The organism is Microbacterium sp. Se63.02b, assembly GCF_014171575.1.
Lineage (GTDB): Bacteria > Actinomycetota > Actinomycetes > Actinomycetales > Microbacteriaceae > Microbacterium.
Genome location: NZ_CP050453.1, coordinates 2,318,658 through 2,338,711 on the forward strand (window position 1 = coordinate 2,318,658; position 20,054 = coordinate 2,338,711).

Consider the following 20,054-nt stretch of genomic DNA (forward strand, 5'->3'; position numbering starts at 1 on the left):
GACATGAACCTCGCTGACGGGGCGCTGACCCGCGAATCATGGCTCCTGCGGGAGCAGACGCATCAGGCGCGCGCGGATGCGCTGACCGCTGCGCATCGCCGGCGCGCGGCGCACGACGAGAAGCACCCCGTGTGGGACTTCCTCTTCACCTACTACTCCTTCAAGCCGGCGCAGCTGCGACGCTGGCATCCGGGTGCCGGGATCGAGCTGGAGGATGCCAGGGAGCGTCTCTCGTGGCGCTGGTACTCTCCCGGATCCGAGGAGGGGTCCGTCGTCCCCGATGCCGACTCCTTCGGCGCGGACAAGCCCGAGCTCGCCGCCCTCGTGGAGCGGATGCTGCGCCGCACGGCATCCCGTCCTGGACAGTTCGGATGCTTCGGGCTGCACGAGTGGGCGATGGTCTATCGCGCGGAGGAGCATCGGCATGCCGTGCCGCTTCGGCTCGGACAGGCAGGCACGGATGCGGTCGTCGAGAGCCACGACCTCCGCTGCACGCACTTCGACGCCTTCCGGTTCTTCACCCCGCAAGCGGTCCCGCGCAATCGCACCCCGTTGAGCCGTGACGACCAGCCGCTGTTCGAGCAGCCAGGGTGTCTCCACGCGGGCATGGATCTGTACAAGTGGGCCACCAAGCTCGGGCCGCTGATCCCGGGCGAGCTCCTTCTCGACACGTTCGAGCTCGCGCGCGATATCCGTCTCCTCGACATGCAGGCCGCGCCGTACGACCTCGCCGCGTGGGACGTCGTTCCCGTGCCGATCGAGACGCCCGAGGGGAAGGCGGAGTACGTGCGGCGACAGCGAGGTTTCGCGGAGCGCGGAGCCGCCCTGCGAACCGCGCTGCTGAACGCCTGGCTCGGCGAGGGCGCACCCGAGGCGGCGTGAGCCTCACCCCACGGGATCGCAGTCGGGACACACCGCCCAGTGCGCGGTGCTCGCCGCCACCCGCATCCGGAGGGTGACCACCCGGACAGCAGCCTCTTCGAGCCTCTGCGCCGGCAGCGTCCCGGCATCGACGGCCGCCGCGATCCCCGCCGCCATGTTCTGCGCCGTCCGGGTGTCGGAGCCGGCGATCATGAGCACCAGGTCATTGCCGGCGGCGATCGCGGCCACACCGTTCGCGACCGGGTCGGCGTAGGCCGGATTCCCCGACGACAGCAGCATCCCGAGATCGTCGGTCACCGCCACCCCCTCGAAGCCGAGATCGTCTCTGGCGATCTGGTGCCACCTCGGCGAGAGGGACGCGGGCAGCGGATCGACGGCGGTGTAGGCGAGATGTCCGTACATCAGCAGATCCGCCCCCGCATCGATACCCGCCCGGAAGGGGGCAGCCTCCGTCTCGCGCCACTGGTCGAGTCCCCTGTCCGTCGTGGGGATCGCGTGATGGGAGTCTCCCGGCGCGGCACCGTGTCCGGGGAAATGCTTCAGGGTGGACGCGACGAACTGCTCCTGCGCCGCCGTCGCAGCCGCGACCCTGTCTGCAGCGCCGACCGCGTCGGTGCCGAGCGCCCGACCATAGATGAAGCTGCCCGCATCCGGGGTGAAATCCGCCACGGTCCCGAAGTTCACCGTGATGCCCGCGCGTGCGACCAGGGCACCGCGCGCCGAGAACGCATCCGCCGTGTCGGAGACCGGACGATTCTTGAGCGACGTCGAGGCCGCGAAGTCGTCGCCGTGCAGGCGCGACACGATTCCCCCCTCCTGGTCGACGGCGATCAGTGGAGGAAGTCGGGGATCGAGGGTCAGCGCGCTCGTCAGGCCCTGCAGTGCGGCCTCGGATTCCGGGATGTTCGCCCCCATCAGGATGAAGCCGCCGAGCCCTGACTCCATATAGGCGCGGAGCGCCGCCGGATCGGTTCCCGCGACGTGCCCCATGACCACGGTCGACGCCTGCTCGGCCACCGTCATCCCCTGCACCAGCGAAGCAGCGCGCGCGGATGGCGTCGTGGCCGGAGTCGTGCTCGACGTCGCGGCCGGAACGGGAGCCGGGGTCGATGTCGCAGGAACGACGGATGCCGACGCCGTGGTCGTGGCGCACAGGCCGACCATCGCAGCGATGACCACCGCCCCCGCCGTCCGTCTGCGGTACCGGGACATGAGGACTCCTGCGCGCGGACGCCGCGTCAGCAACCGAGCGCCTCGGTGATGGGCACCGACGATTCCGGGTCGCCGTTGCCGAAGCGGATCGTGCGCCCGATCGTGCACGGCGCGTGGAGTGTTGCTGCGATGACCGCGGCGACATCCGCGCGCGACACCGCACCGCTTCCGTCCGGGTCGATCCGGATGCGCGAGGTGGGGGCGTCGAATGTGAGCGTGCCGGGGCCGAGGATCGTACCTTCGAGGCCGCTCGCGCGCAGGTGCTCGTCTGCAGCCCACTTGGCGTCGGCGTAGGGGTAGAACGAGTCGCCTTCGGGAACACCGTGATCGGCAGTGGAGCCGAGCCACGAGACCATGACGTAGCGGCGGACGCCGGCGCGCTCTGCCGCGTCCATCGACCGCTGAGCCGCGTCGCGGTCGACCGCGTAGGTGCGCTCGGGCGATCCGCCGCCGGCACCTGCCGACCAGACGACGGCATCGTGCCCGCGGATGATCTCGGCGAGCGCCTCGACGTCCATGTTCTCGACGTCGGCGACGAGCGCTCGTGCTCCACCCGCTTCGACCTCGGGCGCGTGCTCCGGGTTGCGGATCACTCCCGTGACCTCATCGCCCTGAGCGACGAGCAGCGGTGCGAGCAGGAGGGCGATGCGGCCGTGGCCGCCGAAGACGATGATGCGCGACATACCTTCACCCTACGCGCCCGTCCCGACGTCAGCGCGGGGTCTGCTCGCTGTCGATCACGAACGCCTGGGGGTGGCTCGGCAGGTAGCGCACGACGACCGGTTCACCGCTGGGAAGGTAGACATCCCGGTCGGGATACACGGCGGGCGTGAAGAAGTTGCTCTCGAGCGTGTACTCCACACCCTCCGCGGTCGTGAAGGTCACCCAGTCTCCGTCCATCGTCGCGGTCGTCGGACGGCCGTGGTCGTGGATGTAGGCACGCGTGACGGGGACACCGGTCAGGCTGAGGATGCCGATCGCGAGCGAGCCGACCATCAGGAAGGCCAGGAACCGGGCCGCGACACGGAAGACACGGCCCCCGATCTCTCCTCGGGGGCGGCCTGCCGAGCGCAGCAGGCCCTCGCGTTCGCGGACACGACGCAGCGCCTCACCGGGCACCGCGCCCCGCGCCGACAGCGCGAACAGACCGAGCGTGGAGAACCCCGCGATGAAGACGACGGCATAGCCGTGCGACGCCGGGAAATCGACCAGCCAGATGAGCGTGTCCATCGGATTCATCGCGTCGCCTCCTTCTCGATCGTCACCGCGACGGTCTGCGGGTCCTCCCGCCGGTAATACGCCCACACGGGAGCACCGACCTGGAGATGCGGGATCGCCTGCGGGTACACGAACACCGTGGTGTCGGCCTCCCAGGTCGCCGCGTCCTCGGGAGCCATCAACACGCGCAGCGCGAGTTCGCTCTGCCCCTCCCGTCGTCGACCGGTCGGGCGCACCTCCAGCACCGAGGCGGGCACCGGGATGCCGCTCGTTCGCGCCCGCACCTGGGTCGGATCGATCAGGCCGCGATCGATCCGCCACTGCAGCATCGCGTCGCGGACCTCGGGGTCGCTGAGGTCGGCGAGTTCGACCGTGTCCTGGTCGGTCAGGCTGTAGCGCACCGGAACGGGGAGTCCCACCTGGAGCGTGCCGATCTCGGACGCATCCACCAGCATCCGCAACTGCCCGATGAACTCCTCAGCCGTGCTCGGCGTCACGCGGATGAACATGTCGTACTGCGGGACGTCGTTCACCGTCACCCCGGTGCGGGAGACCTCGACGATCGTGCCGACCCCGATCTGCGCCTCACCTCGGACGCTCCTCCGACGCCCGAGTCCGGAGAGCATTCCGCCGAACGTCAGCAGCAGTCCCCACGCGACGCCGATGATGATCGGAGCGCCGAGCGTGTCCTCTCCGGCGAACGGCAGGATCGAGTGTCGCTGGTCGACCCCGAAGAGCCCCTCCCCGACCCAGATCGCGAGCCACGCCGACAGGAGGAGCCAGACGATGAGGAGGATGATGCGGAGCATGACGATCAGCGTACCGATGCATCACTCCGGCTCCGGCCCACGCCCTCGTCCTCTACACTCGGCTCAACGCCGACCCGACACGGCGCCCCCTCGACACCAGGACGATGATGCCCACACCGTTGATCGAGCGCGAGATCACCGCGCCCGTCGCCCTCACCACCGCCGACGGAAGTCTGAATCACGACGCGCTGGGCTGGTCGCGGACGCCGCTGCACGACACGTCGGGGATCCCCGGACGTGGGCACTGGGGCCGCAACAAGCGGTGGGAGTACTGGAACGTCATGACGGCGTCCCACATCATCGCGTTCACCGTCTCGTGCGTCGACTACATGGCGTTGCATGAGGTGTGGGTGCTGGACCGGGCGACCGGCGAGGAGATCGGCACGACGACGATCTCACCGGGAGGGCGCAGCGCCACGCTCCCGCCGTCGCTCGGAGACGGGCCCGCCCGCGCACGCACCCGCCGGATCACCCTGGACGTCGACGAGTCGTTCGACGGCACTCGGCTGCGCGGAACCGCTCCTCGCGTGTCGTTCGACATGCTCGCGACCCGCCCGCCGGGGCACGAGTCCCTCGGCGTCGTGGTGCCGTGGCGGCGCGGAGACGAGATCTCCCGCTTCCAGTACACCGTCAAGGATGTGGCGCGGCCGGTCACCGGAACCGTCACGATCGACGGCACCCCGCATGACGTGCCGCCGGGGAGCTGGGCGGTGCTCGACCACGGCCGCGGACGTTGGCCCTACCGCGTGCACTGGAACTGGGCGGCAGGGAGCGGACTCGTCGACGGTCGCGTGATCGGTCTGCAGCTCGGCGCGAAGTGGACGGATGGCTCCGGCGCCACCGAGAACGCGCTGCTCGTCGACGGCCACCTGTCGAAGATCAGCGAAGAGCTCGTCTGGGACTACGACCCGCAGGCCTTCATGAAGCCCTGGCATGTGCACGGGACGACCGCCGATCTCGCCTTCACCCCGTTCTACGACAAGCGCTCGCGCACCGACGCCGTGGTCATCGCGAGCAGGACAGATCAGCTGTTCGGCGTATGGTCGGGGTGGGTGACCGACGACACCGGGGCCCGCGTGCGCGTCGACGGCATCGAGGGATTCGCGGAGGAAGTCCTCAACCGCTGGTGACGGCCCCGGTGGTGACGGTCGCGTCTGCGGACCGCAGTGCCCGCTGCACGCCCTTCGCCGCCGAGCGCCCCGCACGGTTGGCGCCGATCGTGCTCGCCGAGGGTCCGTACCCCACGAGCTGAACCCGCGGGTCCACGACGGCGGTCGTGCCGCGGCCGTTCCTGTCGAGTTGGATGCCACCTGCCGCGGTCCGCAGGCGCAAGGGCGCGAGGTGACTGATCGCCGGCCGGAAACCCGTCGCCCACAGGATCACATCGACGCGCTCGAAGCTCCCGTCGGCCCACCGCACGCCATCGGGCTCGATGCGCTGGAACATCGGCCGTCGAGCGGCGTAGGCGCCGAGGCGCTCGGCTTCGCGCTCCTGCGGACGCAGCATGAGCCCGGTGACGCTGACCACGCTCTCGGGCGGGAGCCCTGCGGCGACACGCTTCTCGACGAGGGCCACGGCCGCCGCCCCGGCCTCGGGGGTGAAGTCGTCGTTCCGCCACACCGGCTCGCGGCGGGTGACCCAGAGCGTCTCGGTGAGCGGCGCGAGGGCGCCGAGGAACTGCACGGCCGACGCTCCGCCTCCGACGACGAGGACCCGCTTGCCGACGAAGTGCTCCGGCCCCGGGTAGTCCACGGTGTGCAGCTGCTCGCCCAGGAACGTCTCCATCCCGGGGAAGTGCGGCAGGAACGGATGCGACCACGTTCCGGTGGCGTTCACGAGCGTGCGTGTCGTCCACTCCCCCTCGTGCGCCCGTACGACGAGCATTCCGCCCTGGTCTTCGACCCGTTCGACGTGCACCGGACGCAGCACGGGGAGCGCATGCGCCCGCTCATAGGCGCCGAAGTACGCGGGGACGGCCGCGTTGGCGCGTGCGGTGTCTCGCGGCGGAGGACTGTCGCCCGGCAACTCTGCGACGCCGTGCACATCCTGCATCGTGAGCGCGTCCCACCGATGCTGCCAGGCGCCACCCGGACGCTCGTTCGCGTCCAGCACCACATGCGAGATGCCCAGCCGGGAGAGGTGGAACGACGCCGAGAGACCGGCCTGCCCTGCGCCGATCACCAGACTGTCGAGGATGCTCACGATGAACAGAACGCCCAGAAGGTCGGGGATGTTCCGGCGACGACGACACTCCCGGGCGCTCCGCACCGATTGGTGCTGGCGCTGACTCGTGTAGTACTCTTTTCAAGTTGCTCCGGCTACTTCGGAGCGGCGTTTGGGCCTGTGGCGCAGCTGGTAGCGCACCTGCATGGCATGCAGGGGGTCAGGGGTTCGAGTCCCCTCAGGTCCACCGAGAAGCCCCCGGATATCCGGGGGCTTTCTTCGTTTGCGGATCCTGTTTCGTCGCTCGCGGACCTCGCCAGGCACCTGAAGCCGTGAGACCGGGGCTGCTGCGTCTACCGCGCTCCTGGGTGCGCGTCAACCCGATCGCGTCCGCATGACGGGCGACGTACCGTGAGCGGCATCCGACGAAAGGAAGCGCTCATGTCGAATCCCCTCATCCCTCCCGTGCCCCCGGTGTCCACTGGTGGCAACGACGAAGTGCCCACCCGAGAAGTGGACGGGGAGCGCGTTCTCGATCAGGACGTCGACGATGCTCTGATCGACAGTGCCGAGGCCGACCGCGTCGCCGCCGGAGACGACGAGGACACGGGCGTCTGAGCGTCAGGTCCGAGCGTCTGAGCGTCAGGTCCGGGCGTCAGGAGAGCTCCCGCAGATCCGACGTCATGTCTCCGCCTGCGTCCCCCGTGTTGACCGTGCCCTTCGGCTCGAACAGGATCGCGTGGACCTCCTCTGTGGCCTTCGGGCAATGCTCGACACCGCGCGGGACCACGAACACGTCGTTCGGATCGAGGACGACATCGCGATCGCGGAGCTGGATGGTCAACTGCCCGCTCACCACGAGGAACAGCTCGTCGGTGTCGGGGTGCGTGTGCCAGACGAACTCGCCCTGAAGCTTGACGACCTTGACGTCGTAGTCGTTGATGCTCGTCAGCCGATGCGGCTGCCAGTGCTCGGTGATCGCGGAAAGGGCCTCGTGCACGTTGCGGACGTCGTCTGCCATGCACTCGAGCCTATCCGGGCGCCCGCACGACGCACGTAGACTTCCAGACATGGCTTCCGCGTTGGCGACACGACCCGGGAAGAGCTTTCGCGGCGTCTTCCAGGGCGTGCTGCTGGTCGGGCTGCTGGCCACCGGGATCATCGTCGGTCTCCTGGCGATGCACACCCTGAATCTGCACGGCACCGCAGCGGCGGACGCCCCTACGTCTCTCTCGGCGTCCGTCTCCGAGCCGGCTGCGGCACACCACGTCAGCGCGGCGGCGCGACTCCGGTCACGGGTCAGGCGACCGCGACATGTCCTGTGCGGGGTGCGGAACCGACGATCACGCGGGCATGGCGATGGCGTGTGTGCTCGCTCTCCTGCTGCTCCTGCTCCTGGTCGCCCCGCCGCACCTCCTGCGGGCATGGACGCGACTGTTTCTCTGGTCGCCTCTCGACGGGGTGCCGGGGCGCGGGTCCTCCCCACGCGCCCTCTCTGCACGTTCTCTGCATCAGTCGTACCTGAGCCGACACGAGCCGACGTTCCCACGCCAGGCTCACCGCTCGCACCGGCGCGACGCCATCCGGCCGCGCTGACGACTATGCACATTTGGAGAACACATGAAGATTCGTGCTGCGGCCGTGTCCGCACTCACCCTGTCCGCCGTCCTGATCCTGTCCGGTTGCGCCGATGGCGCCGATGACGGCTCCACGCCCGGCATGGACCATGGCTCGAGCGCCGCATCCACCGAGGCGAACGACGCCGACGTGATGTTCGGCTCGATGATGATCGTGCACCACGAGCAGGCGATCGAGATGAGCGACATCGTGCTCGCCGCGGAGGACGTAGACCCGGCGGTGACCGCCCTCGCCGAGCGCATCAAGAATGCGCAAGGCCCCGAGATCGAGCAGCTCGAGGGCTGGCTGGACGAGTGGGGCGTCGAGGCCGAGGACCGCGACGCCGTCGGGATGGACCACGGCGACGGGATGATGAGCGACGACGACCTCGCCGCCCTCCAGGCCGCCGACGGCGCTGAGGCGTCGCGGTTGTTCCTGGAGCAGATGATCGTGCACCACGAGGGCGCGGTCGAGATGGCCCAGGCGCAGGTCGACGACGGGGAGAACCCCGAAGCGGTCGAGCTCGCCCAGGCGATCATCGACGCCCAGAACCAGGAGATCCAGGAGATGAAGGACCTCCTGGCCGCTCTCTGACGACGCTCGACGGGGCCGGTGCCGGAGCGTTCGGCCGGCATCGGCCCCACCCCGTACGAAGGACCACACCATGAACAACCCCGGGCCCACGTCTCCCGTATCCTCTCGCCGATGGAGGATGTCGGCAGTGCTCGCCGTGCTGGCGGTCGCCGGCCTCACCCTCGCGGGGATGCGCCGCCCCCGCCCCGGAGGCCGCCGGACCCGCACCTGCGGACGAGATCCTCGCCCGCTATGACCTCGCAGGCCTCGACGTCGGAGAGGTCATCGAACGGCTCGACGCGATGCCGATCGAGGACCGCCCGACCGACCTGCTCGCGTCGGTGCAACCGGACTCCCTCGTGCTACGCGATGACACAGGACGAGAGACGCGCATGCCTCTCCCCGCGGACGAGGTGTACATCTCCGTCGCGCCGTTCCGCGAACAGACCCACGAGTGCCACTTCCACAGCCTCACCACCTGTGTCGGAGAACTCGCCGACACAGAGCTCCGCGTCATCCTGACCGGCGACGACGGAGAGGTGTTGATCGACGAGACACGGCGCACGTACGACAACGGCTTCGCGGGACTCTGGGTGCCCCGCGGCGTCTCGGCAACACTCACGATCGAGCACGCCGGACGCACAGGGAGCGCGCCGATCTCCACCACATCACCCGATGATCCGACCTGCATCACGAACCTGCAGCTGGTCTGAGAATCGCGGACGAAGAGGAAAGCGCGCCTCCTCGACGATCGAGGAGGCGCGCTTCTGCCACAGCTCTCGGCGCGGCGGCTACGTGGTCGCGAGCGGCGGACGATGGGCGATCGAGATCGGGCGTGTCGCCCTGCTCGACCCTCGCATCCTCTCGACGTCTTCGAGCACCTCGAAGACGGTCCCGTAACGGCTCGCGAGCGGAAGGTCGCGCAGCCAGGTCACCTCGACCTCGGTCTCGGCGAGCTCGTACACGCAGGCGACCACATGTCGCGGATCGTTGGGTGCGTAGCGAAGATCGTTGATCACCCATTCCGACGCGGTGATGCGGTTCAAGATGAACCGCGGATCCGGAAGTTCAGACATCTGGGGGCCCTCCAGGACTCTCTCTTCCTCAAGAGTGCGGCCCTGACCGTGGCTGGGGAAGCCCCTTGACACCGCGCGCCGAGGATGCGGTGGGCGGACGATCGCCGCTACGACACGGATTCGACCCCGCCGGCGGACGCGACCTGCGCACGCCACCACGGCGTCTCGATGAAGCCGCGCTTCATGAAGACCAGCTCCATCGCCGCGTTCCACCCGCGGACGCCCTTGAGATGCGCGATCGTCCCGGTGAGGAAGTCGTGCAGCGTCTCGGTGCTCGGCAGGATGATCTCGCAGTACAGCGAGTTCTCCTCCAGGGCGGCCGCGAGGAATCGGACCGATACGTGGTGGGCGAGCGTCTGCGCCACCGCCGCGATCCGCGAGGGCTCGACCCGCAGGATGAGCAGCGTCTCGGCGCTCATCCCCAGTGCGGATGCCGGCACCATCGTCACCGTGGTCAGGCAGCCCGCGTTGCGCATCCGCTCGTACCGGCGACGAACGCTGCTCTCGTTCATGTCGAGCGTGTCGCCGATGGACTGGAACGACGCCCTGCCGTTGTGACGCAGTTCTTCGACGATCGCCCGGTCGGCGTCGTCGAAGTGCGTCGGATCGCAGGTGTTGGGCGCCGGCATGTACGACTGCGGGTCGGTCGTGGCCTCGGCATGTGCGTCGTAGAGCTGCCGCCCCCAGTCGAAGCTCACCTTGTAGGTGTGCACGACGAGATCGCTGCGCCAGCGCTCGACTCCCGGTATGGCCTGCAGGTCGGTGAGCACGTGCGCGTACGTCGCGGAGTCACCCGGGATCACGACCTCGGCGAAGACGTCGAACTTCCCGGTGACCAGCGTCACGAATCGCACGTACGGCGACCCGATCAGCGCCTGCGCGACGCCCAGCTGAGAGCCCGGGGTGCAGTTGATCCGCACGAAGAACGTCTCCACGTGGCCTTCGCTGCCGAGCGTCGGCACGATCCCGACCCGCACCAGTCCCTCAGCGAGCAGCTGCTGACCGCGGCGCGTGACGGTGGACACCGGAGCACCGGCGAACTCGGCGATCGAGGTCCAGCTCGCCCGTCCGTCCTGCTGCAACGCGACGACGATCCGGCGGTCGAGGTCGCTCACTTCCCTCGTCAGGTGGATACCGCTCATCGGGTCGGCGGGTACACCCGGTGCAGGAACGTGCGCACCGTCTTCGTCCACGCCTCTGCCTCCTCGATCTGCGGGGAGTGCCCCGATTTCTCGAACACCACCATCTCGGAGTCCGGGATGAGATCGGCGATCGTCTGGCTACACGATACTGGCGTGATCCAGTCCGTCCGCCCCACCGTGATGAGTGTCGGCACACCGATCTCGGGCAGTCGCGGCTTGAGGTCGTAGTTCGGGAGGTTCACCGAGAAGGCGTAGTTGTGGGCGCGGTACCGGTACGGCGTCGCCTGCACCTTCCGCTCGACGGCCTCCGGGTCGTAGGTGAAGTCGTAGAGCGGCAGGATCTCCCGCCAGCAGTCCTTGAGGTCCTCGTCGTCGCGGACCTGACCGACGTCGATGCGATCGAACTTCTCCATGTCGATCGTCACGCGGTCGGAGGCCAGGGCGTTCTCGCGCGCAAGGTGAGCGTTGGAGTTGTCGGGAGATGTGTCCCGCAGCACCATCGCAGCCACCCGATCCGGGTACCGCAACGCGTACTCCATCGCCATGAAGCCGCCGTACGAGCCGCCGGCGATCGCGATCCTGTCGGCGCCGATCCACTCCCGCAGACCGTCGATGTCGGCGGCCCACTGCTCGTGACTGTAGGTGCCTTCGCCCTCGCTCTGGCCACTCCCGCGAGCATCGAACACCACGACACGGTATTCGTCGGCGAGGCGCCCGAAGCTGGCCCGAGGCTCCGCGCGGGAGCCGAGCCCCGGTGCGCCGTGGTGCGTGATGATGACGGGCGCGCCCTCCGGGCCGAGCACCTCGACGGCGAGATGGTTGCCGTTGATCTCGACCCACTCGTGGGCGCTGGTCGCTGCGGCGAACTCCGGGGATACGGGCGGGGTGGATGTCATGTCGTGGTCTCTCTCTCGGTTCCGGGGCGTCAGAGCGCGATGATGCAGTCGTCGAGGCTGCGGGGGAAGGTGGTCAGAGGCTCGGCACCTGTGGCGGTCACGAGCATGCTGTCGCTGATGCGGTACCCCGCATGGCCGGGGACGTAGATGCCCGGCTCGTTGGAGACGACCATGCCCTCCTGCAGCAGCGTGGCGTCGCCGTCTTCCAGCCACGGGGCCTCGTGCATGCCGAGTCCGATGCCATGCCCCTGGCGATGGCGGATGAACTCGCCGAGCCCGGCGTCGCGGATCACGTCGAGACAGAGCCGGTTCGCCTCGCGGCACTCGAGTCCGGCGCGGATCGTCTCGCGTCCGCGCAGCTGTGCCGCGTGGATCGTGTCGTGATAGCGCCGCTGCTCGGCGGTCGGCTCCCCGAGCACGAAGGTCCGCTCGCCCTCGATGAACCTGCCGCCGACCGCGCACCCGAGCGAGAGCATGAAGGTGTCTCCCGCCTTGAGGCGGTTCACCGACGGCAGGCCGTGCGGGAACGCGGAGTTCGCCCCCGAGTACACCAGGCCGCCCGCCAAGAGCGAAGCCACCACCACGTTGCGGTGCTCGGCGTACATGATGCCCGTGCCCGTCGCGGTGACATGGCGCTCGAGCTCGGCCTCGGTGGGGAGCTCGCCCCGGGCGGTAACAGCATCAACCACCAGCTGCACACCGGCGTCCAGCATCCGATCCGTGACCCGTGCCGCCTCGCGGTGCAGCGCCACCTCCTCGGGGAACTTGACGTACCGGATCCGTGTGAGAAGGTCCGAAGGGACGAGTGCCGCCTGCCCCATGGCGGCCTGCGCCGCGGACAGCCGCTGGTACGGCATCGTCGACGCGAAGCCGACCCGCCCGCGCGGCATCACCGCGGCGGCGAGCACCTCGAACGGCGCGACCACGCCCGGGTACTCGAAGAAGGCGACGAGCTCGGCCCTGGACGACTGCGAGTCCGCGTACTCCCGCTCCAGCTCCGGCAGCAGCATCACGATGCGGCCGGTGGCCTCGATCCATATCGCCACCGGACGCTCTGAGGGGTGGTGGAAGAAGCCGGTGAGGTACGCGATGTCCTCCGGATGATCGGTGAGGAAGGCGTCGAACCCCTCCTCCGCCATCTGCGCACGCACACGTGCCTGCACGCGGTCGAAGAACTCGGGTGCGAGCCGCTGATCGAATTCGGCCATCTCATGCTCCTATCGGGCGAGGTGACGCGGGTTGCGCGCGTCGTTATAGGCGATCGAGAGGAGGGTCGCGGAGAGCACCAGGATAAGGATCGCGATGGAGGGGAAGAGCGTCAGCCACCACGCGCTCACCATCGCGCCGGCCTGCTGAGCCTCGTACAGGATGCGACCCCACGACCAGGTCGTCGGGTCGCCGAGGCCGAGGAACGCGAGTCCTGCCGCCGAGAGCACGGCCCGCGACGCGGTCACGACCACGGACACCACCACCACGGGTGTCACCGCCGGAAGGACGTGCCTGGTGATGATCCACACGGGGGAGGTCGTCATCAACCGCGAGGCGTCGACGTAGGGAAGGCCGACCACGGTCAGGGCCTGCGATCGCACGAGGCGCGTGACCTCGGGCCAGGAGAACGCCGCGACCACGAAGATGATCGTCGATGTGCTCGGCCCGACCAGGGCGGCGATCAGGATCATGAGCGGCAGCACCGGCAGCGAGAGCGTCATGTCGACGATCACGCTGATGACGCTGTCGAGTCGGCGGAAGTAGGCGCCGAGCACGGCGATGATCGTGCCGAACACGATCGCGATCACGGATGCGGCGACCGCGACGAGCACGCTCTGCTGCGTCCCCCAGATCACCTCGGAGAACACGTCGCGGCCGAGCGCGTCGGTGCCGAACCAGTGATCACCGCTCGGCGGACGCAGCACGTCGGGGCCGTAGCTGGCCGGGTACGGTGCGATCAGAGGGCGGCCAGGGCGACGATCACGAGCAGCACGAGCAGCCCGAGGGAGATCATGCCGAGCGGGTCGCGGCGGAACGCACGCCAGGTGTGGGCGCTCGCCCGCTCGCTCCCCCGCGGCGGTCGGCTCGCTCGGGGCGAGGGTCTCTGAGGAGGGCATCGGAGCGGTCATGAGGTCTTCACTCTCGGGTCCAGGTAGCCGTAGATGATGTCGGTGATCGTGTTCGCCACGACCACGGTGACGGCGAGCATGAGGAACGCTCCCTGCAGGACGGGGAAGTCGAGCTGGGTGACGGCCTCGTAGATGCCGCGGCCGATCCCCGGATAGGCGAACACCGTCTCGGTGAGCACGGCACCGCCGACCAGGAATCCGAGTTGCAGACCGATCAGCGTCGTCGTCGGCAGCAGGGCGTTGCGCAGCGCGTGCTTCCAGAGGATGCGACCGCCGCGGATGCCGTTGGCCTTCGCCAGGAGGATGTAGTCCTCGCCGAGTGTCTCGATCAACGTCGAGCGCATCGTGAGCACGTACGAGCCGACCTGGATCAGCATGAGCGACACGGCGGGCAGCACGAGGTGCTGTGCGACGCTGAGGTACCACTCGAAGCCGTAGGTGTTGTTGGTGTACGCCCCGCCGATCGGGAACCAGCCGAGGTTCAGGCCGAAGACGAACAGGAGCAGGATCGCGACGCTGGGGACGAACAGCGACTGTCCCGTCACGCCGACGACCTGCACCGCCCTGTCGATGAAGCGTCCCTTGTGCGAGGCGGCCGCGACCCCGAGCGGGACGCCGATGACGATCGTGAGCACCAGCGCGGTGATCGTCAGCAGCAGGGTCCACGGCAGTCGCTGCAGCAGGACATCGGTGACCGGGATCGACTGGGTGAACGAGATCCCCATGTTCCCCTGCAGCAGCTGCCACATGTACAAGCCGTACTGCACGATCAGGGGCTGGTCCAGCCCGTACTGCTCGAGGATGGTCGCCCGGATGTCGTCCGTCATGTTCGGGCTCGCCAGCGCCAGGGCCGGATCGCCGGGGAGCAGGCGCAGGAGCAGGAACGTCACGGTCACGGCGAACCAGATCGTGAGCAGACCTCTCCCTGCGCGACGGAGTATGAACGATGCTCGGGACACCCGGGCGACCTTCCTCGAGAGTGCGGTGGTGGTTACTCGACCGGGTGTGCGCTCGCGAGCGAGAGCGGGTTCACGATCGAGAGCAGCTCGCTCGGCTTCGAGATGAAGCCGGCCCATTCGTCGCTGGCCGCGAAGAACAGATTCTGCGTGTACATGATGTTGTCGTAGACCTGCTCGTGGACGATCTTGTTCGCCTCGCGCATGATCGAGATCTTCTCGTCCTCGTCGAACGTGACCATGCCCTCTTCGATCAGGGCGTTCAGGTCGGCGTCGTCCACGTGCGTGTAGTTGATCGCGCCGCCTGGCAGGTACGAGAGGGCGAAGTTCGTCACCGGGTCGTCCATGATGGCGAAGTTGCCGGCGTAGATGTCGTAGTCGCCCTCGTTGGTCATCGAGAGGTACGTGTTCCGCTCCGTGCCCTGCAGCGCGATCGTGATGCCGGCCTCGGCCGCGCTGTCCTTGACCATCTGCGCCCACTGGCTCGTCACGCTGTCCTGCAGGGAGTAGATCAGCCGGAACGAGACCGGGAAGGTGCCATCGGAACCGGCGGTGTAACCGGCCTCCTCCATCAACGAGCGCGACTTCTCCGGATCGAACTCGTACTCGGTCACCGAGTCGTCGTAGTACTTGGCGAGCACGGGCATGAGCGCGCTGGACCCGGTCGACACGGCCTGGCCCTGCAGCACCACGGTACGGATCGCGTCATAGTCGACCGCATGGGCGAGCGCCTGACGCACCTCGGTCTTCGCGAGGTCGGGCTTGTCCATGTTGTAGACGAGGTGCGCGTAGCCGAGGCCGGGAGCCTCGATGACCTGGAGGCCGTCGGTGCTGCTGAGCTGCTCGACCTGTGCGGGCGGCAGGGCGTTGGCGATCACGTCGATCTCGCCGCTCTGCAGCGCCAGGATCTCGGTGTTCACATCCGGGTACACGCGGTAGACGACCTCGGCGGGGCCGGGAACGCCGCCGTCGACGAGGGGATAGTCCTCGACGCGCTCGAGCGTGTAGTGCTGGCCGACCTGGAAGTCGCTCATGATGAACGGCCCCATGCCCACCCAGCGGCCGTCGCTGCCGTCGTTCGCGAATTCGGCGATCGAGCCCTTCGGCTCGAACACGTGTTGAGGGACGACGACGCCCCAGAACCCGATCTCGTCGATGATGGACGAGTCCGGCTGCGTGAGCGTGAGCTCGACCCTGGTGTCGGAGACGGCCGTCGCGGTCTCGAGATTGCCGAGCTGTCCGTAGAACGTGCCGGGCGCCTGATCGCGCTTGACCGCGTTCAGGGTCCAGGCCACGTCCTCGGCGGTCAGCGGTTCGCCGTCGCTCCAGGTGAGGTCGTCGCGGATCTCGTAGAACCCCGTGGTGTCGTCGACGTAGCCCCAGTCGGTGGCCACGTGGGCTTCCTTGGTGCCGTCGTCGCTGATGCTCAGCAGGTGCGGATACATCAGGTTCGTGATCCACGAGTCCGTGCGGCTGTTGCCGAGCACCGGGTTGAAGTTGACGACATCGGTGGTGGTGCCGATGCTGAGCGTCTCATCGCTGGGACCGGTGGAGCCGGACGACTCCCCCGGTTCCGGCGCGGACGGGGCGCACGCGGCGAGACCGACGGCGAGAACCGTGGCCGCGCCGAGGGCGAGGAACTTGCTGTACTTCATCAGACCCAGACCTCCTCGAGTACGCGCATGGTGTTCCCTCCGACGACGGCGCGAATCTCGTCGTCGGAGTAGTCGTGCTTCACGAGCCAGCCGATGATGTTGTAGAAGGCCTCGGCCGGGTTCTCGATGCCGTCGACGTACGGCTGCTTCTCATAGTCGACGTTGGCGTGCGCCTGTCCGAGCGACAGGTTCGAGGAGAACGCGTCGTGCAGGCCGACATGGTCGCCGAACAGGGTGTCCGGACCGAAGCTGACGTGCTCCAGACCCACCAGGTCGACGCAGTACTGGAAGTGGTCCATGACCGACTCCAGCGAGTGCTTCGGGTGCTGGGGCGAGATGGTCGTGTGGGGAGCTGCCTCGATGCCGATCACCCCACCGCGCTTCGCGCACTCGATGATCGTCTCGTCGGTCTTCATCCGGTTCGTCGGCCACAGCCCGCGGGCGCCGGCGTGCGTGATGAACACCGGCTTCTTCGAATGCGCGATCACATCGAGACAGGTCTGATCGCCGGAGTGCGAGATGTCGATGGCGATGCCGAGCTTGTTCATCCGCTCGACCGCGCGCTCGCCGAAGTAGGTGAGTCCGCCGTCGCCGCGTTCCTTGAGCCCGCCGCCGAGCATGTTGGCCTCGGAGTAGGCGATGCCCATCTGCCGCACGCCGAAGCCGTAGAGCACGTCGAGGCGGTCGACCTCGTTCTCGATCATGGTCGAGGCTTCGAGCGCGAAGATGTGCGCGACACGACCGGTCTCGGCGGCGTGGCGGATGTCCTTGATCGACTCGGCCTTGATCACGAAGTCCTGATGCGCGAGGTCGGCCATGCGCACGCCCAGGTCGAACAGCACGTCCTGGTATTTCCATCCGGCGTCGCTGGAGATGCAGCAGGTGCCGTCCATACCGTTGTCGAACACGGCGGTCAGACCGGAGCGGGCGAGGCCCTGGTAGCCGGTGGGTTCGCGGCCCTGACGGATGTGGTCGCGGAGTTCGCCCATGTCCTCGGGGAACACCTGCACGTGCTCATGCAGCGAGATCACGGTCTCTTCACGGAGCAGGCGCTCGGTGCGTTCCTGCTGCGCGTCGCTCAGGCCGAGGTCGTACGCCGGCACGCGGCCGATCTGCTTGGCATAGCGGAACTCGCGGTAGTCCTTGCCAGCTTCGAGGTAGTCGTAGGCGGTGTAGCCGGTGTACCGGCCTGCTTCTTCGAGCACGGATGCGCTCCTTCGGTTCGATGATGCGGATGCCACTCCCGATCGACGAGCGGGAGATTCCTCGAATCTGGAGGAATTCGGCATAGAAGTCAACTCTTGTGATTATCTTCGGCTGAAATGTTTCCTGTTCGAAACAATTCAGAACTCGGAAGCTGGCATGATGGCATCCATGGAGAACACTTCCGACACCGCGAACGCCGTCGTCCTCGACGTCGAGGGACTCACCGTCACCCTGACCGGCGATGGCCGTCACAATCGCGTCGTCGACGGGATCGACATCGCCGTCCGCCGAGGCGAGGTGTTCGCACTGCTGGGCGAATCAGGGTCGGGCAAGTCGATGACCGCCCGGGCGATCATGGGCCTCATCGACAACGGAGACGTCGAGGCGACCACCATGGCACTCGGCGGAACGGACCTCCTCTCGCTCTCGCCGGAGCAGCATCGCCGCCTGCGGGGCGTGCAGGTGAGCCTGGTCATGCAGGACGCGCTCTCCGCGTTGAACCCGGTCCTCAGCATCGGCGACCAGATCATCGACCTCATCCGCGCTCACCGCGGCATCAGCCGGCGCGCCGCCGAAGAGCGCGCGGTGGAACTGCTCGGTCTCGTCGGCATCCCCACCCCCGACAAGCGCGTGCACGACTACCCGCACCAGTTCTCCGGCGGCCAGCGCCAGCGCATCCTGATCGCGATGGCGATCGCCCTGGATCCCGATCTCATCATCGCGGATGAGCCGACGACGGCACTCGATGTGACGGTGCAGGCGCAGATCCTCGATCTGCTGCTGTCGCTGCGGGAACGACTCGGCATGGGGATCCTGCTCATCACGCACGATCTGGGTGTCGTGATGGAGGTCGCAGACCAGGTCGCGGTCATGCGCACGGGTCGCATCGTCGAGTCCGGCACGGCCGATGACGTGCTCACGAAGCCGCAGCATCCCTATACGATCCAGCTCCTGGACTCGATGCCGCGCGAGGTGAGCGCGGCTGCCGACGACGACGGCACGGCGCCCATCCTGGAAGGTCGTGGCCTCGAGCGCACGTTCCGCTCGGGAAGCGGGCGACGCGCCCACCGCGTCGCCGCGGTCGCCGGGGTCGACCTCGAGCTCCGGCAGGGCGAGATCCTCGCGATCGTCGGCGAGTCGGGCAGCGGGAAGTCGACGCTGGCCCGGATGCTGGTGGGCCTCGATGCACCGGATGCGGGCACGCTGCGCTATCGGGACCAGGACGTGACACGCGGCCGTCTGCAGGACAGGAAGATCCTGCGACGAGGGGTGCAGATGGTGTTCCAGGACCCGTACATGTCTCTCAACCCGCGGATGACCGTGCAGCAGATCATCGCCGAACCCCTCGCGGCCACGCGCACCGGTTCCCCGCGAGCCGGCGTGAGCGCGTCGCCGAGCTGCTCGCGCTCGTCGGGCTCACCCCGAGATGGGCTCGCGCTTTCCCCACCAGTTCTCCGGCGGCCAGCGCCAGCGCATCGGCATCGCCAGGGCGCTCGCGCTCGACCCGGACGTCCTGGTGTGCGACGAACCCGTGTCCGCGCTGGACGTGTCGATCCGCGCGCAGATCATCGACCTGCTGTGCGAGCTACGCGAGCGGCTGGGCATGTCGATCGTCTTCATCGCCCACGACCTGTCCCTCGTGCGGCACATCGCCGACCGGGTCGCCGTGATGTATCTCGGCGAGATGGTCGAGATCGGAGACACGGAAGAGGTCTACCGGCACCCGGAGCACCCGTACACGCGGTCGCTGCTGTCCGCCATCCGCCGCAGACGCGTGCCGATCGCGGCATGCTGCAGCGTCGGACACGCCTCACGGCCTGAGGGGCGATTCCCGCTCCTCAGCGGCTGCCGGGTCGGACCGTCAGATCGGTGATCTCCGCGTCGCGCGGAAGGTCGAGTGCGGTGAGGATCGTCGAGGCGACGGAATCCGGCGTCATGAAACGATCGGCGTCGTAGTCCGCGCCCTCCTGATGGTGGACGCGTTCCTGCATGGGAGTCGCCGTGCGCCCGGGGAAGATCGACGTCACCCGCACACCGTGCTCCGCCTCTTCTGCGCGCAGTGCGTCGGCGAGGGCTTTGAGACCGTGCTTGGACGCCGCGTACGCCGACCAGCCGGCGTTGGCGCGCAGCCCCGCACCCGAGTTCACGAACACCACCTGGCCTTGAGACACGCGCAGAACGGGAAGGAGGAGTCGAGTGAGCTCGGCGGGGGCGACGAGGTTCACTGCGAGCTGCTGCTCCCAGAGGGAGGCGGGGAGGTCCGCCACATCGCCGAGGTCGACGACCCCGGCCACGTGCACGAGCGAGTCGATGCGGTCGGGCAGGTGCTGCTTCGACAGCGCCCAGGAGAGGCGCCCCGGTTGGGACAGGTCACCCACGAGGGGCGTCGCCCCAGGAAGGTCGGCAGCGATCTGGGTGGCCCGACCCACGTCACGTGCCAGGACGACCACGTCGTCTCCGCGATCCAGCAGCCGCCTCGCGAGCACCGCGCCGATTCCGGAGCCCGCTCCGGTGATCAGGTGCGTCGCCATG

Annotated in this window: 22 protein-coding genes, 1 tRNA gene and 1 pseudogene; 8 read left to right on the plus strand and 16 right to left on the minus strand. The window is 68.3% G+C overall.

Annotated elements, in window-relative coordinates; all coding sequences use genetic code 11:
• The first annotated feature begins 3 nt into the window (after window positions 1-3).
• On the plus strand, window positions 4-882 hold the full coding sequence (locus G4G29_RS11410) for a 3-methyladenine DNA glycosylase (RefSeq protein WP_183150209.1): 879 nt from the start codon (window positions 4-6) through the stop codon (window positions 880-882).
• A gap of 3 nt (window positions 883-885) precedes the next feature.
• On the opposite strand, the gene G4G29_RS11415 is transcribed toward G4G29_RS11410, so the two are convergent.
• The 4 genes from G4G29_RS11415 to G4G29_RS11430 are packed head-to-tail and all read right to left on the minus strand — an operon-like array spanning window position 886 to window position 4,121.
• Window positions 886-2,094, minus strand: coding sequence for a glycoside hydrolase family 3 N-terminal domain-containing protein (locus tag G4G29_RS11415; protein ID WP_244631927.1), 1,209 nt, complete (start codon window positions 2,092-2,094; stop codon window positions 886-888).
• Window positions 2,095-2,120: 26 nt separating this feature from the next.
• Window positions 2,121-2,777, minus strand: a complete 657-nt coding sequence (locus tag G4G29_RS11420) for an SDR family oxidoreductase (protein ID WP_183150210.1) — start codon at window positions 2,775-2,777, stop codon at window positions 2,121-2,123.
• Between the two features lie 28 nt (window positions 2,778-2,805).
• Window positions 2,806-3,333, minus strand: coding sequence for a hypothetical protein (locus tag G4G29_RS11425; protein WP_183150211.1), 528 nt, complete (start codon window positions 3,331-3,333; stop codon window positions 2,806-2,808).
• Window positions 3,330-4,121 (minus strand): hypothetical protein, encoded by a 792-nt coding sequence (locus G4G29_RS11430; RefSeq protein ID WP_183150212.1) that lies wholly within the window; start codon window positions 4,119-4,121, stop codon window positions 3,330-3,332. The genes G4G29_RS11425 and G4G29_RS11430 overlap by 4 nt, the downstream gene beginning before the upstream one ends.
• Window positions 4,122-4,225: 104 nt before the next feature.
• Here G4G29_RS11430 and G4G29_RS11435 point away from each other — a divergent pair, with 104 nt between their 5' ends.
• Window positions 4,226-5,251, plus strand: a complete 1,026-nt coding sequence (locus G4G29_RS11435) for a DUF2804 domain-containing protein (RefSeq protein ID WP_244631928.1) — start codon at window positions 4,226-4,228, stop codon at window positions 5,249-5,251.
• On the opposite strand, the gene G4G29_RS11440 is transcribed toward G4G29_RS11435, so the two are convergent.
• Window positions 5,238-6,323: an NAD(P)-binding domain-containing protein gene (locus G4G29_RS11440; protein ID WP_183150214.1), complete on the minus strand. Its 1,086-nt coding sequence runs from the start codon at window positions 6,321-6,323 to the stop codon at window positions 5,238-5,240. The genes G4G29_RS11435 and G4G29_RS11440 overlap by 14 nt on opposite strands.
• Before the next feature lie 135 nt (window positions 6,324-6,458).
• On the opposite strand from G4G29_RS11440, the gene G4G29_RS11445 reads away from it, so the two are divergent.
• Window positions 6,459-6,531, plus strand: a tRNA-Ala gene (locus tag G4G29_RS11445).
• A 194-nt stretch (window positions 6,532-6,725) separates the two neighbouring features.
• Window positions 6,726-6,902, plus strand: coding sequence for a hypothetical protein (locus tag G4G29_RS11450; protein ID WP_183150215.1), 177 nt, complete (start codon window positions 6,726-6,728; stop codon window positions 6,900-6,902).
• A 37-nt stretch (window positions 6,903-6,939) separates the two neighbouring features.
• Here G4G29_RS11450 and G4G29_RS11455 read toward each other — a convergent pair whose 3' ends face one another.
• Window positions 6,940-7,305: a cupin domain-containing protein gene (locus G4G29_RS11455; RefSeq protein WP_183150216.1), complete on the minus strand. Its 366-nt coding sequence runs from the start codon at window positions 7,303-7,305 to the stop codon at window positions 6,940-6,942.
• Window positions 7,306-7,904: 599 nt separating this feature from the next.
• Between G4G29_RS11455 and G4G29_RS11460 the strand changes: the two genes are divergently transcribed.
• Window positions 7,905-8,495, plus strand: coding sequence for a DUF305 domain-containing protein (locus G4G29_RS11460; protein WP_183150217.1), 591 nt, complete (start codon window positions 7,905-7,907; stop codon window positions 8,493-8,495).
• Window positions 8,496-8,776: 281 nt separating this feature from the next.
• Window positions 8,777-9,187: a CueP family metal-binding protein gene (locus G4G29_RS11465; RefSeq protein ID WP_244631930.1), complete on the plus strand. Its 411-nt coding sequence runs from the start codon at window positions 8,777-8,779 to the stop codon at window positions 9,185-9,187.
• A 78-nt stretch (window positions 9,188-9,265) separates the two neighbouring features.
• Here the strand turns inward: G4G29_RS11465 and G4G29_RS11470 are convergent, their stop codons facing one another.
• The 9 genes from G4G29_RS11470 to G4G29_RS11505 form a co-directional block, all read right to left on the minus strand.
• Complete coding sequence (locus G4G29_RS11470; protein ID WP_183150218.1) at window positions 9,266-9,550, minus strand: hypothetical protein; 285 nt, start codon at window positions 9,548-9,550, stop codon at window positions 9,266-9,268.
• Between the two features lie 107 nt (window positions 9,551-9,657).
• Entirely contained in the window at window positions 9,658-10,665 is a 1,008-nt protein-coding gene (locus G4G29_RS11475; protein ID WP_244631932.1) for an Lrp/AsnC family transcriptional regulator, read from the minus strand.
• 23 nt (window positions 10,666-10,688) lie between these two features.
• Window positions 10,689-11,588 (minus strand): alpha/beta hydrolase, encoded by a 900-nt coding sequence (locus G4G29_RS11480; RefSeq protein ID WP_183150219.1) that lies wholly within the window; start codon window positions 11,586-11,588, stop codon window positions 10,689-10,691.
• A 29-nt stretch (window positions 11,589-11,617) separates the two neighbouring features.
• Window positions 11,618-12,796, minus strand: coding sequence for a Xaa-Pro peptidase family protein (locus G4G29_RS11485; RefSeq protein ID WP_183150220.1), 1,179 nt, complete (start codon window positions 12,794-12,796; stop codon window positions 11,618-11,620).
• Between the two features lie 9 nt (window positions 12,797-12,805).
• Window positions 12,806-13,501 carry an ABC transporter permease gene (locus G4G29_RS11490; RefSeq protein ID WP_244631934.1) on the minus strand — a complete coding sequence of 232 codons (696 nt, stop codon included), beginning with the start codon at window positions 13,499-13,501 and terminating at the stop codon, window positions 12,806-12,808.
• A 32-nt stretch (window positions 13,502-13,533) separates the two neighbouring features.
• Window positions 13,534-13,590, minus strand: coding sequence for a hypothetical protein (locus tag G4G29_RS22050; RefSeq protein WP_244632588.1), 57 nt, complete (start codon window positions 13,588-13,590; stop codon window positions 13,534-13,536).
• A 111-nt stretch (window positions 13,591-13,701) separates the two neighbouring features.
• Window positions 13,702-14,664 (minus strand): ABC transporter permease, encoded by a 963-nt coding sequence (locus G4G29_RS11495; RefSeq protein WP_183150221.1) that lies wholly within the window; start codon window positions 14,662-14,664, stop codon window positions 13,702-13,704.
• Window positions 14,665-14,696: 32 nt separating this feature from the next.
• Window positions 14,697-16,316, minus strand: a complete 1,620-nt coding sequence (locus tag G4G29_RS11500; RefSeq protein ID WP_183150222.1) for an ABC transporter substrate-binding protein — start codon at window positions 16,314-16,316, stop codon at window positions 14,697-14,699.
• Window positions 16,316-17,521, minus strand: a complete 1,206-nt coding sequence (locus tag G4G29_RS11505; RefSeq protein WP_202045229.1) for a membrane dipeptidase — start codon at window positions 17,519-17,521, stop codon at window positions 16,316-16,318. Before G4G29_RS11505 ends, G4G29_RS11500 begins: the two co-directional genes overlap by 1 nt.
• Before the next feature lie 169 nt (window positions 17,522-17,690).
• Between G4G29_RS11505 and G4G29_RS22055 the strand changes: the two are divergent.
• A pseudogene (locus tag G4G29_RS22055) lies at window positions 17,691-18,794 on the plus strand (ATP-binding cassette domain-containing protein); the annotation flags it as partial.
• 154 nt (window positions 18,795-18,948) lie between these two features.
• Complete coding sequence (locus tag G4G29_RS23435; protein WP_274601242.1) at window positions 18,949-19,395, plus strand: ABC transporter ATP-binding protein; 447 nt, start codon at window positions 18,949-18,951, stop codon at window positions 19,393-19,395.
• Here the strand turns inward: G4G29_RS23435 and G4G29_RS11515 are convergent.
• The gene (locus G4G29_RS11515) at window positions 19,361-20,053 is read right to left on the minus strand and encodes an SDR family oxidoreductase (protein ID WP_183150224.1); all 693 of its coding nucleotides are present in this window, start codon (window positions 20,051-20,053) and stop codon (window positions 19,361-19,363) included. The two genes, G4G29_RS23435 and G4G29_RS11515, sit on opposite strands and share 35 nt — an antisense overlap.
• Window position 20,054 lies beyond the last annotated feature (1 nt).